We start from the raw sequence: 15,153 nt of genomic DNA, 5'->3' as shown, positions 1-15,153 counted from the left end.
GCGCCGAAATTTTATTGCGCAGGAGGGCGCGATGCGGGTCGCATTATATCCCGGAACTTTTGATCCGATCACACTGGGCCATATCGACATTATTCGCCGCGCTGCTGCGATGGTCGACAAGCTTGTGATTGGTGTGGCTATCAACCGAGACAAGGGCCCGTTGTTTTCTTTGGAAGAGCGCGTATCGATGATCGAAGCCGAGTGCGCCCAACTATCCGAGCAGACCGGTACAGTGATTGTCGCGCATCCCTTCGAAAACCTGCTGATCGATTGCGCACGCGACGTTGGAGCGCAAACCATTGTGCGCGGATTGCGGGCCGTGGCTGATTTTGAGTACGAATTTCAAATGGTTGGAATGAATCGCGCGCTGGATGATTCGATCGAAACGGTCTTTCTGATGGCCGAGGCGCGCCATCAGGCGATCGCGTCCAAGCTGGTCAAGGAAATTTCACGGCTGGGCGGGGACGTATCCAAATTCGTTACGCCCCGTGTTGCTACAGCCTTACAGAACCGCTTAAGCTGACGCACCCATTGCCTTTGCAGTATCCAGCATGCGGTTCGAGAAACCCCATTCGTTGTCATACCAAGCCAGAACCCGGACCAATGTCCCGTCGGTTACCTTTGTTTCTGCAAGTGACACGGTCGAGCTGTGGGAATCGTGATTGAAGTCGACCGATATCAAGGGGCGTTTCTCAGCCGCCAGAACACCCGGAATCTTCTCGGCAGCAGCGACAAACAAGGCATTTACCTCATCCTCCGTCGTTGGGCGTGAAACCTCGGCAACAAGATCAACAACCGAAACATTCGGGGTTGGAACCCTAATGGCTTGTCCCGTCAGTTTCCCCTGAAGTTGTGGAAGCACCAAGCCCACTGCGGCGGCTGCGCCGGTTGTCGTAGGAATCATCGATAATGCCGCAGCGCGGGAAAGGTAGGGGTCTTTGCCGGCGGTATCATGGACGGGTTGGCTGGCGGTATAAGCATGGACGGTTGTCATGTTGCCATGCACAATTCCCAGGCCATCGTCCAACGCGGCTGCAACTGGCGAAAGGCAGTTCGTCGTGCATGATGCATTTGACACGATAATATCATCGGCTGTCAGTTCGTGATCATTCACTCCGTAAACTACGGTTTTGACGCCGCCATCCCCGCGTGCGGGGGCTGAAATCAGCACCTTGCTTGCCCCGTTTTCAAGATGACGAGCTGCGGCTTCGCGCGTGCGAAACACTCCAGTGCACTCCAACACGACATCAATATCTGACCAGTCCAGTTTTTCAGGCTCACGCTCGCTTGTCAGGCGAATAGGGCCAGCGCCCACATCCAAGCCAGCTTCGGTGAGCTTTACAGGTTTGAAATACCGGCCATGGACGCTGTCGAATTCAAACATGTGGGCGTTCATCTCGGGTTTGGCGAGATCATTGATCGCGACGATTTCAACGTCTGTCCGGCCACTTTCCATCACGGCGCGCAAGACGCCACGTCCGATCCGTCCAAATCCATTGATTGCAAGCTTGAGTGTCATGATCCGCTCCGTCGCGTGTCGTCCAATAAAAGGTTAGCGCTAACAAAGCTAAATTGGTCAAAAAGTCAAGCAAAACCTATCTCATCGCCAGAATGCGATCCAATCCAAAAAGTCGTAGAGTTTTTTGCCCAGGAAAAGCAGATGCTCGGTTCCATAGACGGCGACATCGGCAATCATGATGCCCAGAATCAAAAAACCCAGCCAGATAGCGATTTGATTGGTCATCAAGGCCCCGAACAGAAATGCCCGCCCAGATAACCTGAGCGGGCAAAAAGGTTCAAGAATTCAAACGGGTCTTAGTTAAGGCGACCCATTGCCACAGCAACATCGGCCATGCGAACTGAGAAGGCCCATTCGTTGTCGTACCATGCCAGAACGCGCACCATGCGGTCATTGACAACACGGGTCTGGTCCGGAGCGAAGATCGAGCTTTCCTCGGTGTGGTTGAAATCTGTCGAGACCAGTGGAGCAGGTTCGTAACCCAGAACGCGCTGCATGTGACCTTGCGAGGCTTCACGGACAATCGCGTTCACCTCATCCACAGTCACATCGCGACCGGCGCGGAATGTTAGGTCAACAGCGGATACATTCGGGGTCGGAACCCGGATTGCCGAGCCATCCAGACGACCTTTGAGGTTCGGCAGAACCTCACCCAGCGCCTTGGCAGCACCGGTAGAAGTCGGGATCATCGACATAGCGGCAGCGCGAGCGCGGTACAGGTCGCTGTGGCGACGGTCCAGCGTAGGCTGGTCGCCAGTATAGGCGTGGATCGTGGTCATGATGCCATGTTCGATCCCGACGCCTTCGTCCAGAACCTTGGCAAGCGGAGCAAGGCAGTTCGTGGTGCAAGACCCGTTCGAGACCATTTTATCGTCAGCAGCCAGACTGTTGTGATTCACGCCATAGACGATGGTTTTATCTACATTCTTGCCCGGTGCGGACAGCAGAACCTTTTGCGCACCACGCTCAAGATGCGTCTTGGCTTTCAGGCCGTCATTGAATTTGCCGGTGCACTCCAGAACGACGTCGCAGCCTTCCCAGTCCAGGTCGTTCATGTCGTAGGTCGAGAACATCTCCATGGGGCCGCGGCCCAGATCCATGGTGTTGCCCTCGATCGAGACGTCGCGGGGGAAGCGCCCGTGGACGCTGTCATATTTCAGCAGATGCGCCGTGGTTTCCAGCGGGCCGGTTGCGTTGACCTTGATCACTTCGATGTCGTTGCGCGCTGATGCCGCGATGTGTGACAGGGTGCAGCGGCCGATACGGCCAAAACCATTGATGCCGACCTTGATGGTCATATGACGTCTCCAAAATGCGCTTGCGTTGCAGGCGATATAGCGGCCCTAGCGCGTTCTCAAAAGAGTAAAAGTGACATATTTTTAACGTGTTAGCGCAAACCTTGGCCGGTATCGCTAACGCTTGCGCTAGCTGAAAGATCAGGTAGGGTCCACCTGCGGCTGGTTACAGGAAGGAACTAGGCATGAGCGGTCTTTTGGCATTGCTGGACGATGTTGCCGGAATTGCAAAAGTTGCGGCATCGTCGGTTGATGATGTTGTTGCAGCGGCTGGCAAGGCGGGGGCCAAAACGGCGGGTGTAATCATTGACGATGCAGCCGTGACGCCGAAATACGTGCAAGGTTTCGCCCCGGCGCGCGAGTTGCCGATCATCTGGCGCATCGCGCGCGGGTCGGTTTTCAACAAGATCGTGCTGCTGCTGCCCGTTGCGCTGTTGCTGGCTAATTTCGCACCTTGGCTGATCACGCCTTTGCTGATGCTGGGCGGATCATATTTATGTTTCGAGGGGGCTGAGAAAATTTTCCATGTCCTCTTCCCCCATGGCAGCCACGTCATCGACGAGGATATGAAAATCCGTGATCCGGGCCATCTGGAAGAGCAAAAAGTCAAAGGTGCAATAAAGACCGATTTCATCCTGTCAGCCGAAATCATGACCATCGCGCTTGCCGCCATCGAGGCGCCGAACATCTGGATGCAGGCGGCAACGTTGGCTGTTGTCGGGATAGGTGTGACGGTGGCGGTCTATGGCTCGGTGGCGTTGATCGTGAAGATGGACGATGTGGGCCTGTTTCTGGCGCAGAACGCACCAACCCCGATCGGGCGCGGAACCGGGCGAGGCTTGGTCAGAGCCATGCCGATTGTAATGAAAGTACTCTCTATCGTCGGGACCGCCGCGATGCTGTGGGTCGGCGGGTCGATCATCATCCACGGGCTCGAGGTTTTGGGCTTTGGCTGGCTGGGCCACCACATTCACGACTGGGCTTATGCGGTCGGCCATATGGTTTCGGCGCAATATGAAGGCGCAGTCGAGTGGATCGTCAAGGCCGCCATGGACGGAGTATTCGGACTGGCTTGGGGGATGGTACTAATCCCACCGGCGACGAAACTGTTAAAATCCCACTGAACAATAAAATCCGCGCCGCAGTTTCGGCGGCGCGGATTGGAGTTAGAACCCGTTAGTGTTGCCTTTTACCACGACGCCAGACCCGTCAATCTTACCATCTTTGACCAGGGTAACGGCGGCTCCGTCAATTTTCAGGTCCCAGCAGTTTTTGGGATCATCGCCATACTGAAAGCACATCCCATTATCTGTTGCTTCCCACTTGCCCGAATAGCCTTCGCCTTTGATGGTACCGTCGGCTGCATAATACTCTGTAAACGCGCCTGACAGCATACCGCCTGCATAGGTGTGGTCGGCCATCGTTTTTTGAATTTCTTCCTTGCTGGCGAAATCCCCCGCGAATGCTGGGGCAGCCAGGATCACTGCTATGGCGCTCAGTACGGCGTGTTTCTTCATTTCTAAACTTCCCTGTAACTGCATTGCCTCCAGCACTTAAGACGTTACGGCCTACGAAATAGGGCAGGTGGGATCACGACGACTCACCAGTCTGTGAGGGTGGGGCGCAAAAAAGGCGGCCCATGCGGACCGCCTGTTTCCTATGGACTGATGTCGGGATTTAACCCAGCAGTTCCTTGACTTTGGCAACGGCGGCCTCGGCAGTGATGCCGAAATGCTTATACAGCTCACCCGCAGGGGCCGACGCACCAAAGCCCGACATGCCGATGAACCCGGCTTTGGCTTCACGGCCACGCTCGCCCAGCAGCCAGCGATCCCAGCCACCGGCGCGCACAGCGGCCTCGATGCCGACGCGGACGGCACCAGCGGGCAGCACGCGCTTGCGATAGGCTTCGTCCTGCTCGGCGAACAGCTCCATACAGGGCATGGAGACGACACGGGTGCCGATGCCTTCGGCCTCAAGCATCGCCTTGGCTTCCATCGCCAGCGACACTTCAGAGCCGGTGGCAATCAGGATGGCCTGACGTTTGCCCTCGGCCTCGGCCAGAACATAGGCGCCTTGCGCGGACAGGTTCTTGGTTTTGTGATCCTTTCGCACGGTCGGTACGCCCTGACGAGTCAGCGACAAGACCGAGGGGCTTTCCTTGAAGGTCAGCGCCAGTTCCCAGGCTTCTGCTGTTTCAACCGTGTCGGCGGGGCGGAACACATAGGTGTTGGGCGTCGCGCGGCTGATGGCCAGATGTTCGACCGGCTGGTGGGTCGGGCCGTCTTCGCCCAGACCGATCGAATCGTGAGTCATCACGAAGACCGAAGGGATTTTCATCAACGCTGCCAGACGCATCGACGGACGCGCATAGTCGGTGAAGGCCATGAACGTGCCGCCATACGGGCGGATGCCACCATGTAGCGCCATGCCGTTCATCGCAGCGGCCATGCCGTGTTCACGTATACCGTAGTGGATGTAACGGCCCTTGCGATTTTCCGGCAGGAACACGCCCATGTCAGCAGATTTGGTGTTGTTCGAGCCCGTCAGGTCGGCCGAACCGCCCACGGTCTCGGTCAGGATCGGGTTGACGACGTTCAGAACTTTCTCCGATGAGGCGCGGGTGGCCAGTTTCGGTTGGTCTTCTGAGGCTTGTTTCTTGAACGCGCGGATCGCGCCGGCCAGTTTCTTGGGCGCTTCAAATGCGTAGGCGCGGTTGAAATCTGCCTGCTTGCGTTCCGAGATTTGTGCGAAACGGTCTTCCCATGCCGCGCGCTCTGCGGCACCGCGTGCACCGATGGCTTCCCATGCGGATTTCACATCGGCGGGGATTTCAAACGCGCCATGCGGCCAGCCATAGCCTTCTTTGGCGGCTTTCAACTGATCCTGATCGGTCAGCGCACCGTGGCCTTTCGAAGTGTCCTGCGCTGCGTGACCCAATGCGATGTGGCTTTCGCAGGCAATCATGGTCGGCTTGTTCGACTTTTTCGCCTGCACAATGGCCGCGTCGATGGCCTGCGGATCGTGTCCGTCAATCTCGATCACATGCCAGCCTGAGGCCGCGAAACGGCGCACCTGATCGGTGCGGTCTGCGATGTCCACGGTGCCGTCGATGGTGATGTTGTTGTTGTCCCAGAAAACAATCAGCTTGCTCAGCTCATGACGTCCGGCAAGGGTGATGGCTTCTTGGCTGACCCCTTCCATCAGGCAGCCGTCGCCCGCGATCACATAGGTATAGTGGTCAACGACCTTCTTACCGTATTGCGCGCGCTGGATTTCCTCGGCCATTGCAAAGCCTACAGCGTTCGAGATGCCCTGACCCAATGGGCCGGTGGTGGTCTCGATGCCATTGACCAAGAAGTTCTCGGGGTGGCCCGCGGTTTTTGCGCCCAGCTGGCGGAAGTTTTTGATCTCGTCCAGAGTGACGTCAGCGTGGCCTGTGAGATAGAGCAAGGAATAGATCAGCATCGAGCCGTGACCTGCAGACAGGATAAACCGGTCGCGATCGGGCCAGTTCGGCGCCGAGGCGTCAAATTTCAGGTGCTTTTCGAACAGCACGGTCGCGACGTCGGCCATGCCCATCGGCATGCCGGAATGGCCGGAATTGGCGGCGGCGACGGCATCAAGGGTCAATGTGCGGATGGCCGCAGCCTTGTCCCAATGTTCGGGGTTTGCATTGCGCAGCGCAGTCAGGTCCACGGGCGTTATTCCTTTGGATTACAGGCAGATTGCGCGCTGAATACCACTCAGTCCTCAAAGTGCAAGCAGAACCGGGGGTTACAAGGGCGAACTGCTTCAAGAACGCGGCTCAAGTATTTGAAAGCAAACAGTGGGTATTTTCCGCGCCATTCGGTTAGACTAGACCAATTCGTGAATTAAGTTGATTCGGATGAACCGCAGCACACGGAACCTTGATGAAGAGGTGGCAGGGGCATGAGCCAGATCGAAGAATTACAGCGCCGTATTGTTGTCGCGATGGAACGTATCGGTGCAAGCGTGGACGCCATGGGTGCAATGTCAGAACCTTCGCGCGCGCAAGATGAAACGTTGCGTGCCGCGCTGGATGACGAACGTGTAGCAAATGCGCAATTGGAAGAGCGTCTTAGAGCCCTCAAGCAACGTCATGAACAGGAAGTCGACGCAATGCGCGCCGATATGGAGAGCTTGCGTTCGGTTCCTGCTGAACACCCAGAAAATGGAGCTTTGCGCGAGCAATTGGCTGAAGCAACCGCGAAACTGGCCGCGGTGGAAGCCGCCCGTGCAGAGCTTGCGGACGCCAAAGCGGCCCTGGAAGATCAGGACGAGCTTGCCGTTTTGAAGGCGGAGAACGATCGGTTGAAGGCAACTGCAAGCATGGCAGAGGAGTTGAAGGCCGAGAATGCGCGTTTGAAATCGGAACTGGCTGATAGCGAGCGGGTCGCTGAGTTAAGTGCCGAGCTTGAGATGTTGCGCGCTGAACGCAGTAGTCATGGCGCGGCTATGTCCCGTTTGGATGACGATCTGCAGCGTATGCGCAAGGCTAATGAACAGTTGCGCAATTCGGTCGATGAACTGCGCGTTGCGTCCGAGGGCGGTTTGCCGGATGCCGAACTTCTAAACCGCGCAACAGTAGCCGAACTGGAAGCGACCCGAGCCGCTCAGGCCACGGACGCGGCCGAAGCGCATGCTGTGCTGGCGCGACTGGAGCCGCTTTTGTCGCAAGCCAAGCTGGCTGAAGGAGAGGTGGAGTAATGCCCGAGGTAACCATTCAAATCGGTGGGCGGGGTTTTGACGTCTCATGTCAGGACGGGGAAGAAGTGTTCCTGCAAGCCGCCGCTAAGATGTTGGACGACGAAGCACAGGTTCTTTCTGATCAAATAGGACGAATGCCCGAGTCCAGAATGCTGCTGATGGCCGGCCTCATGCTTGCTGACAAAACGGCCGCGTCGGAAGATCAGATTAGTTCCCTGCAAGCAAAATTGGCCGAGGCCGAGGCCGAAATTCAGGCTTTGCGCAACAAACCGCAGCCTGAACCCGAAAGGGTCGAGGTAGCGGTTGTGCCGCCTTCCGTGACAGACACGCTAGCTGAATTGGCGGCTCGGGCCGAAGCGCTTGCCTCGGTTGTGGAAGAAAAGACTGCGGGATGATGTTGCGTCGGATATCTGCTGTTTTCGTGGCGACGGTGTTGGGAAACACCGCTTGGGCGGAACTCGACGTTCTCCCTGTTACCTTCACCTGCGACAATGCCGTTCCGCTTGAGGTGGTGTTCTTTAATGCCTCGGACGGCTCGAGCGCCGCGGCCATGCTGGTCGACAATCAACTGATCGCGTTAGAGCAGAGTATAAGTGGATCGGGAATCCAGTACAGATCCGAAGGCAACGGCGGCACCTATATTCTGCGGTCTAAAGGTTGGGATGCAACGGTCAGCTTTCTGGCGACAGGGGATGCCGCCAGCGAGCAGGTTATATTAGAGAATTGCTCCAGCCGGTGATCAGGCGTTTGCTTCGCGGATCTTGTCGGCGGCTTCTTTGTTGTAACCAACGCCGTTGTCATCAAACAGCGTGTCCAGCTCACCCGACAGGGTCATCTCGGTGATGATGTCGCAACCGCCGACGAATTCGCCTTTGACGTAAAGCTGCGGCACGGTCGGCCAGTCGGAATAATCCTTGATGCCCTGACGGACCTCTTCATCCGCTAGAACGTTCACGTCGGCATAGTCGACGCCCATATAGTTCAGCACACCAGCCACGCGGGACGAAAACCCACACTGAGGCATTTCCTTGGTGCCCTTCATATAAAGCACCACATCGTTGGCTTTGACGGTTTCGTCGATCTGGGTTTTCACGTCAGTCATTTCGCGTTTCCTTTGCTCTTCGGCATCATCGCTTTGGCGAAGTCTTGGGGGTCTTTTGGAATATGGGTCTGCGTTGAACGAATTGCACCGTCATGCGACTTGTAAGACGAGTGCAGAATGTGTTTGTCCTGCGCAGGCAGAGATCCTCGTCCTGTTTTGCGGCCGGTCTTTGAGTGGTTCCACGCTAACAGTCCGATTAGCAGGACAAAGACAGAAATCGCAATTGTGAGTGCGATCAAATGCTCCATGTTACTCCGGCACTTTTGTAGTCAGCGCCAGCGCGTGCAACTCTCCATCTGGGCCGTCCATCTTACCTTTCAAGGCCGCATAGACCGCCCGCTGTTGTTGAACCCGGTTTTTGCCGCGAAAGCTTTCGTCCACGACCATGGCTGACATATGCACGCCGTCGCTGCCGCCGACCTGAATTTCCGCATCGGGAAAGGCTTCGCGCAGCAGGTGTTCGATTTCGTGGGCGCTCATCGGCATGTAGGTCACTCCTGAAGGTCTTTCCCAAGATGTAGAGCGCCAAAGCGGGGCGCGCAAGTGGTCCTGAGACGACAAAACCCGCGCCGGTCCAAGCGCGGGTTTCATCTTGGTTTGCGAAGGCGATATCAGGCCACAGCGTCGGCAAAGCTGCTGCGGAAGGTGGCGGTCAATTCGTTCAGAGCGGCCTCGGATCCTCCGATCTTGACTGTCTCGCCGGTGAAACGACCAACCGAGACCAGCGGAACACCTGCTTGACCGGCGGCGATCATCAGTGCCTCGGCCTGATCAAAGTTACAGGCGACCAGATAGCGCGCCTGATCCTCGCCGAACAGGAACTCGGTCGAAGCATCATCGAGGCAGACCCCCACGCCAGCCGCCTCGGCCAGTTCGAACGCGGCCAGCGCAAGGCCGCCGTCGCCCAGATCGGTGCAGGCTTTGATCATCTCGCGGTTGGCGCGGATAAAGTCGCCGTTGCGTTTTTCGGCGTCCAGATCGACATGGGGCGCGTCACCGTCTTCGCGGTTGAACACCTCAGCAAGCAGGGCGGATTGACCCAGATGGCCTTTGGTTTCGCCGATGACCAGCGCAACATGGCCTTCGCGAACCTCATTGCCGATAATCTCATCAGTGTGGTTTAGCAGACCAACCGCGCCGATGGTGGGGGTCGGCAGGATCGCCTGGCCGTCGGTCTCGTTATAGAGCGAGACGTTGCCCGATACGATCGGCATATCCAGCGCGGCGACAGCCTCGCCAATGCCTTTGATCGCGCCGACGAACTGGCCCATGATCTCGGGCTTTTCGGGGTTGCCGAAATTCAGGTTGTCGGTGGTCGCCAGCGGAGTGGCCCCAACGGAGGTCAGATTGCGATAGGCTTCGGCCACTGCCTGCTTGCCGCCCTCAATCGGGTTGGCGCGCACGTAACGCGGCGTCACGTCGCTGGTGAAGGCTAGCGCCTTGTCAGTTCCATGCACGCGAACCATGCCCGCGCCGAGGCCGGGGGTGCGGGCGGTGTCGGCCATCACCATTGTGTCGTACTGTTCGTACACCCATTGCTTGCCTGCATAGTTGGGCGAGGCGAGCAGGGCGCGCAGACCGTCAATCGGGTCGATCTGAGGGACCTCGGCCAATTCCTCGGCCGCAGGTGTTTCGACCCACGGGCGGTCATATTCCGGCGCGGTCGAGGACAGTTTCGACAACACCAGATCGGCTTTGACCTCACCATTGTGGACGATGAGGAAACGGTCCTCGGCAATCGTTTCGCCGACGATGGCAAAGTCCAGATCCCATTTCTCGAACACGGCGCGGGCCTCGGCTTCCAGCTCGGGCTTTAGGACCATCAGCATCCGTTCCTGAGATTCCGACAGCATCATCTCATAGGCGGTCATGTTTTCTTCGCGCTGGGGTACGTTTTCCAGATCCAGACGCACGCCAAGGCCGCCCTTGTCGCCCATTTCTACGGCGGAACAGGTCAGGCCAGCTGCACCCATATCCTGAATCGAGATCACAGCACCAGTCTGCATCAGTTCCAGCGTCGCCTCCATCAGGCGCTTTTCGGTGAAGGGGTCGCCGACCTGAACGGTGGGGCGTTTTTCTTCGATTGTATCGTCGAATTCGGCTGAGGCCATGGTCGCACCACCAACACCATCACGGCCGGTTTTGGCACCCAGATAAACGACGGGCATACCGACGCCAGACGCGGCTGAGTAGAAAATCTTGTCGCTGTCGGCCAGACCGGCAGCAAAGGCGTTCACAAGGCAGTTGCCGTTATAGGCGGGGTGGAACCGCACTTCGCCACCCACGCAGGGCACACCGAAGCAGTTGCCATAACCGCCGATACCTTCAACCACGCCATTCACAAGCTGGCGGGTCTTGTGGTGTGCAGGTTCGCCAAAGGACAGGGCGTTCATCGACGCGATGGGCCGCGCGCCCATGGTGAAGACGTCACGCAGGATGCCGCCCACGCCGGTCGCCGCGCCCTGATAGGGTTCGATATACGAGGGGTGGTTGTGGCTTTCCATCTTGAACACCACGGCCTGACCGTCGCCGATATCGACCACACCCGCATTTTCACCCGGACCGCAGATCACCTGCGGACCAGAGGTGGGCAGGGTGCGCAACCATTTCTTGGAGGACTTGTACGAGCAATGCTCGTTCCACATGGCCGAGAAGATGCCCAGTTCGGTGAAGGTCGGCTCGCGCCCGATGATCTCGAGGATCATGTCATATTCATCGGGCTTCAGCCCGTGTGCGGCGATCAGATCGGGTGTGATTGCGGGCTCTTGCATCTTCTGTCCTGTGTCCAAATGGGCCGAGATTGCGCGCCTTGTAGGGCAAGGATGCGCCCGTGGGAAGGGTCAAGTCAGCGCAGGCGTTACGCGCCAAAGTAAAACGGAACCGACCAGAGGCCGGTTCCGCCTATTTTGCAGTCAGGTTTTGGCTTAGGCCGGGTTCTGCTGTTGGTTCGCTGCGTCGGCAGCCGCGGCGCCAACGGCGGCCTTCTGCTCTTCAGTCAGGTGGTCGGCGTCTTCCAGGCCCGGAATGGCAACACGCACCTCACGGCGGGCAAAGTCGATGCCGTTTTCCTTGAACGAGGCCTTCACCCGGTTGAAGATTTCTTTGCGCAGCGTGAACTGCTTGCCTGGTTTGGCCATAAACTTGCCCCTGATGATCATGCCCACATCGTCGAAATCGAATACGCCTTGTGATTTGAAGGGCTGCAGGAACCCGTCTTTATGGGTTTCGTCGGCCATCATCTCGGCTCCGATCTTCTTGAAGATCTTCTTGACCTTGTTGGGATCAGTATCGAAAGGCACGGTGAATTTCAGCTTCATGATGACCCAGTCACGGCTGTAGTTGGTCAGCTTCTGGATCTCACCATAGGGGATGGTGTGGACTGGGCCTCGGTGGTGACGCAGCTGCATGGACCGGATCGAGATCTTTTCGACCGTGCCGGTGGTGCCGCCCACATCGACGTATTCGCCCACGCGGAAAGCGTCATCGACCAGGAAGAAAATCCCACCAACGATATCTGCTACCAGCTTCTGTGCCCCAAAGCCGATGGCCAGACCCAGAACACCAGCACCGGCCAGCAGTGGTGTGATGTTGATGCCCAACGCGCCCAACGCCAACAACACAAAGATCACTGCAATCGCGACCTGCGCGGTGACTCGTAGCAGCGGCAGCACCGTCGCCAGACGCGAGCCACCGGCACCGCCACCTTCGCCAGCCTCTTCATCAGGACTTTGGCCATTGGCGGTGTGTTCTTTGGCCAGACGGCGGTTGATCCACAGCGATATGATCTCATTAAGTATATAGCCGATGGCGATAATAATGAAAAACTGCACCAGTTTGCTGCCGGACTCATCTCCGCCACCAGCGATTTCCTGAAGGTTCAGATCCCACGCGCGTGAAATCATCAAGATGACCAGAATACCGGCCAAAACGCGCCCGATACGGATGTAGCTGCGCTTGGTCGATTTATACGCGCGTTCGGCCACCGGACCTTCACCTAGCATCGGAGGTTGCAAGTGACGCACCAGACCGCGGATCAGCGTATCCAGTGCGGGCGCTATCAGCAGCCAGAACATAGTGGTGAAATGCGCACCTTGCAGCAACAGCGATCGAAGAACTGGATCTCGCTGTGCAGCTAGGAATTCAACCAGCAGCCAGATCACCGCTGAAACGCCAATGGCGAAATAGGGGTAATAGTAGGCAACTTCCTCGTCAAACTTGGTGTGATCCGGGTCAGTGCCCAGCATCATCTGCGTCAGGCCTTCGCGAGCTTTCCAGGCGATGACACCAATATAGATGTGAATGCCTGCGTTCAGCCAGAAACCGATACGGGTTTCGCCGGGGGTGATGCCGTTAAGCGCGTTGAAGTGCACTGTAAACAGCGTCAAACCGATCAGGATCAGCAACCCAATCAGGTTGCGGTGCAGGAACTTTGCCCAATGATCGTCAATGTTGACCAGTCGGTAATGCGGCTGGTTGGGCGCCAGTACGAAACGCGACGCAGCAGCACCTAGACGGGGAACCCAGATCAGATAGAAGACGAAAGGTGCGGCATAAGTGATCTGTTCTGGCGTCATCAATCCACGCCCAACTGCTCGGATGACTACGTAAAACACTACCAGTCCGGCGATTTCTCGGCAAAAGCGGCGGAATAGAAAACGAACAGCTCCCCGCAGGTCGTTGTCTTGGTGCATGCCCGACTTTTCGTGCCATTTTCGCGTCAAAAGGTAGAACAGCTTTTCAGCAATGAAACCAACGACCAATACGCTAAGAACAATACCCATCAGGGTCAGGGCGCCTGTTGAACCAAATGTGCCGATAAAGTTCTCGGTAGCATGAACCTGAGCGCTGATCAGGTTCGGAATGGTCGTCAACACATGCGTCCACGAGGCAACCATTGCCTCCCAGATGGCATTTAATTCCTTGATGGGGTCTTCGCGGTCAGCGGCCTCGGCGGCGCGTTCCTCTGCTACGGCGTCCAGCCGGTCCAGCAAAATGGCGCGAACCTGGTCGTCAGACATCCGCGCGACCAGATCATCCACCTGTTCAGGTGTGAGGTCTTCGGGAATAGCGATAGGCGTAGTCGGACTGGTTGTACTGCTTTCTTGTGACAGCACTGGCCCCGACAGGCAAATGACGGAAATGATCGCCAAAATGAGGCGAATGGGGTGAAACATCGAATCTGTCCTCGAACTCACGTCTTGATGATTTTTTCGTGATAATAGGGATAAGTGTCAGATTTTCCCAGATGTTTCCCCTGTGGCGTGCGAAAATCTAAAGTTCGAACAAAAAAAAGGCCGAGCACTAAGCTCGGCCGTAGTCCAACAGGGAGGTATGAAGATGATGAGCGTTTCAGCATCACCGTCTTCGAGTGCTCATTTAGGGATCAGTTTATGAACGATCAAGATGTTTCATGCTGTTGAGTGATCATGCCCGCTATGCTTAAGGCGCATAGCTACAGCTTTCCCAACTGCTTCAACTGTTTACGTTGCGCAATAATTTCGTCCTGAACGAAATCGCGGAACGCGGCCACGCGCTTGGAGTGCCGCAGTTCTTCTGGGTAGGCGAGATAAACGGGGACATCCGCAGTTTCGATATCTGCCAGAAGCGGAACGAGGTGGGGGAAATCTTGTGTCACGTAGTCTGGCAACACGCCGATGCCCAAATTGTGCAGTACGCCTTGTAGAACACCGAAATAGTTGTTCACCGTTAGCAAGGACCCCGGATTATAAGTCATAAGATGCCGCACCATGGCAGCGCTTGCCCCAGCTTGTGGGGCAGCGGGGGTCTGGCAGATCAGTCGATGGTTGGAAATGTCTTCCAACGTTTGAGGGGTGCCGTTTTCCTCAATGTACTCCTGTGTCGCGTATAGCTGCATCTGAACTGTCATCAGTCTTTTGCGCACCAGATCTGCCTGGCTGGGTTCTTTCATCCGAATGGCCACGTCGGCTTCGCGCATAGGAAGATCCAGAACCCGCTCTTCCAACATCAGGTCAATGTTGAGGTCGGGATACTGTTCGTACAGCTTTGGCAGACGCGGGGCCAACCATAGGGTTCCAAAACCGAAAGTTGTGGTGACGCGAAGAACACCAAAGACTTCTTCTTCGCTGTCGCGAATGCGCGCTGCCGCTGCGTCCAGGCGTTTAGACATGGCCGAGGTGGCGTCAAACAACAACTCACCCTGTTCGGTCAGGATCAGACCACGCGCGTGGCGATGAAAAAGAGTCGAATCAAGAGACTCTTCCAGCGCTCGGATTTGTCGACTGACGGCGGATTGCGACAGGTTCAGCCTATCGCCCGCATGGGTCAGGCTGCCCGCATCTGCAACCGCGTGAAATATCCTAAGCTTATCCCAATCCATCGCCGCAACTTTCGTTATCCTTCGGAACGCCTATATGAAATAGGTAACAACTTCTACATTCAAACGGTGAAATCCTTATGTTTTATGGGAAAATCCCTATACAGGTCATAGTTTATGACCTAATATGCAATTAAAGAAAGCACACTGA

The 15,153-nt window shown here is 56.6% G+C and carries 15 protein-coding genes; 5 read left to right on the top strand and 10 right to left on the bottom strand.

Translation table 11 applies throughout. The features are described from left to right. Positions 1-31: 31 nt before the first annotated feature. Complete coding sequence (coaD, locus tag AC2FF7_RS07275; protein WP_480865442.1) at positions 32-523, top strand: pantetheine-phosphate adenylyltransferase; 492 nt, start codon at positions 32-34, stop codon at positions 521-523. On the opposite strand, the gene gap (AC2FF7_RS07270) is transcribed toward coaD, so the two are convergent. The 3 genes from gap (AC2FF7_RS07270) to gap (AC2FF7_RS07260) all read right to left on the bottom strand — a co-directional run bounded on the left by gap (AC2FF7_RS07270) (position 515) and on the right by gap (AC2FF7_RS07260) (position 2,817). Beyond that, on the bottom strand, positions 515-1,519 hold the full coding sequence (gene gap / locus AC2FF7_RS07270) for a type I glyceraldehyde-3-phosphate dehydrogenase (protein WP_480865444.1): 1,005 nt from the start codon (positions 1,517-1,519) through the stop codon (positions 515-517). The genes coaD and gap (AC2FF7_RS07270) overlap by 9 nt on opposite strands. 81 nt (positions 1,520-1,600) lie before the next feature. Then, the gene (locus tag AC2FF7_RS07265) at positions 1,601-1,744 is read right to left on the bottom strand and encodes a hypothetical protein (protein WP_170354071.1); all 144 of its coding nucleotides are present in this window, start codon (positions 1,742-1,744) and stop codon (positions 1,601-1,603) included. 71 nt (positions 1,745-1,815) lie between these two features. Next, positions 1,816-2,817, bottom strand: a complete 1,002-nt coding sequence (gene gap, locus AC2FF7_RS07260; protein WP_480865445.1) for a type I glyceraldehyde-3-phosphate dehydrogenase — start codon at positions 2,815-2,817, stop codon at positions 1,816-1,818. A gap of 182 nt (positions 2,818-2,999) precedes the next feature. Here gap (AC2FF7_RS07260) and AC2FF7_RS07255 point away from each other — a divergent pair, with 182 nt between their 5' ends. Beyond that, complete coding sequence (locus AC2FF7_RS07255; protein WP_496905431.1) at positions 3,000-3,938, top strand: DUF808 domain-containing protein; 939 nt, start codon at positions 3,000-3,002, stop codon at positions 3,936-3,938. Between the two features lie 42 nt (positions 3,939-3,980). On the opposite strand, the gene AC2FF7_RS07250 is transcribed toward AC2FF7_RS07255, so the two are convergent. Both AC2FF7_RS07250 and tkt read right to left on the bottom strand, forming a co-directional pair. Then, a complete protein-coding gene (locus tag AC2FF7_RS07250) occupies positions 3,981-4,331 on the bottom strand; it encodes a hypothetical protein (RefSeq protein WP_480865449.1) in 351 nt (116 codons plus the stop codon). A gap of 160 nt (positions 4,332-4,491) precedes the next feature. Beyond that, positions 4,492-6,513 (bottom strand): transketolase, encoded by a 2,022-nt coding sequence (gene tkt, locus AC2FF7_RS07245; protein WP_480865451.1) that lies wholly within the window; start codon positions 6,511-6,513, stop codon positions 4,492-4,494. A 234-nt stretch (positions 6,514-6,747) separates the two neighbouring features. Between tkt and AC2FF7_RS07240 the strand changes: the two genes are divergently transcribed. Genes AC2FF7_RS07240 through AC2FF7_RS07230 form a run of 3 tightly spaced genes read left to right on the top strand, consistent with a single transcriptional unit; the run spans position 6,748 to position 8,284 of the window. After that, the gene (locus tag AC2FF7_RS07240) at positions 6,748-7,545 is read left to right on the top strand and encodes a hypothetical protein (protein WP_496905430.1); all 798 of its coding nucleotides are present in this window, start codon (positions 6,748-6,750) and stop codon (positions 7,543-7,545) included. Beyond that, on the top strand, positions 7,545-7,940 hold the full coding sequence (locus AC2FF7_RS07235; protein ID WP_170751061.1) for a cell division protein ZapA: 396 nt from the start codon (positions 7,545-7,547) through the stop codon (positions 7,938-7,940). The genes AC2FF7_RS07240 and AC2FF7_RS07235 overlap by 1 nt, the downstream gene beginning before the upstream one ends. Further along, positions 7,937-8,284: an MliC family protein gene (locus AC2FF7_RS07230; protein ID WP_170751063.1), complete on the top strand. Its 348-nt coding sequence runs from the start codon at positions 7,937-7,939 to the stop codon at positions 8,282-8,284. The genes AC2FF7_RS07235 and AC2FF7_RS07230 overlap by 4 nt, the downstream gene beginning before the upstream one ends. Here the strand turns inward: AC2FF7_RS07230 and grxD are convergent, their stop codons facing one another. From grxD to AC2FF7_RS07205, 5 genes are all read right to left on the bottom strand, one after another. After that, positions 8,285-8,647, bottom strand: a complete 363-nt coding sequence (gene grxD, locus AC2FF7_RS07225; RefSeq protein WP_170354079.1) for a Grx4 family monothiol glutaredoxin — start codon at positions 8,645-8,647, stop codon at positions 8,285-8,287. A gap of 249 nt (positions 8,648-8,896) precedes the next feature. Next, the gene (locus tag AC2FF7_RS07220; protein ID WP_170354080.1) at positions 8,897-9,133 is read right to left on the bottom strand and encodes a BolA/IbaG family iron-sulfur metabolism protein; all 237 of its coding nucleotides are present in this window, start codon (positions 9,131-9,133) and stop codon (positions 8,897-8,899) included. A gap of 125 nt (positions 9,134-9,258) precedes the next feature. After that, a complete protein-coding gene (purL, locus tag AC2FF7_RS07215) occupies positions 9,259-11,418 on the bottom strand; it encodes a phosphoribosylformylglycinamidine synthase subunit PurL (RefSeq protein ID WP_496905429.1) in 2,160 nt (719 codons plus the stop codon). A gap of 153 nt (positions 11,419-11,571) precedes the next feature. Continuing rightward, on the bottom strand, positions 11,572-13,821 hold the full coding sequence (locus AC2FF7_RS07210; protein WP_480865454.1) for a mechanosensitive ion channel family protein: 2,250 nt from the start codon (positions 13,819-13,821) through the stop codon (positions 11,572-11,574). 278 nt (positions 13,822-14,099) lie between these two features. Continuing rightward, entirely contained in the window at positions 14,100-15,005 is a 906-nt protein-coding gene (locus tag AC2FF7_RS07205; RefSeq protein WP_170354083.1) for a LysR family transcriptional regulator, read from the bottom strand. Between the last annotated feature and the right edge of the window lie 148 nt (positions 15,006-15,153).

This window comes from Ruegeria sp. YTSC325 (assembly GCF_059609525.1).
Note: the sequence above shows the minus strand (reverse complement) of the source record. Positions and strands in the feature narration are given on the sequence as shown.

Bases quoted from the DNA above. Each gene is read 5' to 3' on its own strand.
- AC2FF7_RS07250 (WP_480865449.1), bottom strand. From the start codon at position 4,331: ATGAAGAAACACGCCGTACTGAGCGCCATAGCAGTGATCCTGGCTGCC.
- AC2FF7_RS07240 (WP_496905430.1), top strand. From the start codon at position 6,748: ATGAGCCAGATCGAAGAATTACAGCGCCGTATTGTTGTCGCGATGGAA.
- purL (WP_496905429.1), bottom strand. From the start codon at position 11,418: ATGCAAGAGCCCGCAATCACACCCGATCTGATCGCCGCACACGGGCTG.
- AC2FF7_RS07205 (WP_170354083.1), bottom strand. From the start codon at position 15,005: ATGGATTGGGATAAGCTTAGGATATTTCACGCGGTTGCAGATGCGGGC.
- AC2FF7_RS07235 (WP_170751061.1), top strand. From the start codon at position 7,545: ATGCCCGAGGTAACCATTCAAATCGGTGGGCGGGGTTTTGACGTCTCA.
- grxD (WP_170354079.1), bottom strand. From the start codon at position 8,647: ATGACTGACGTGAAAACCCAGATCGACGAAACCGTCAAAGCCAACGAT.
- AC2FF7_RS07220 (WP_170354080.1), bottom strand. From the start codon at position 9,133: ATGCCGATGAGCGCCCACGAAATCGAACACCTGCTGCGCGAAGCCTTT.
- coaD (WP_480865442.1), top strand. From the start codon at position 32: ATGCGGGTCGCATTATATCCCGGAACTTTTGATCCGATCACACTGGGC.
- AC2FF7_RS07210 (WP_480865454.1), bottom strand. From the start codon at position 13,821: ATGTTTCACCCCATTCGCCTCATTTTGGCGATCATTTCCGTCATTTGC.
- gap (WP_480865444.1), bottom strand. From the start codon at position 1,519: ATGACACTCAAGCTTGCAATCAATGGATTTGGACGGATCGGACGTGGC.
- AC2FF7_RS07255 (WP_496905431.1), top strand. From the start codon at position 3,000: ATGAGCGGTCTTTTGGCATTGCTGGACGATGTTGCCGGAATTGCAAAA.
- AC2FF7_RS07230 (WP_170751063.1), top strand. From the start codon at position 7,937: ATGATGTTGCGTCGGATATCTGCTGTTTTCGTGGCGACGGTGTTGGGA.
- AC2FF7_RS07265 (WP_170354071.1), bottom strand. From the start codon at position 1,744: ATGACCAATCAAATCGCTATCTGGCTGGGTTTTTTGATTCTGGGCATC.
- gap (WP_480865445.1), bottom strand. From the start codon at position 2,817: ATGACCATCAAGGTCGGCATCAATGGTTTTGGCCGTATCGGCCGCTGC.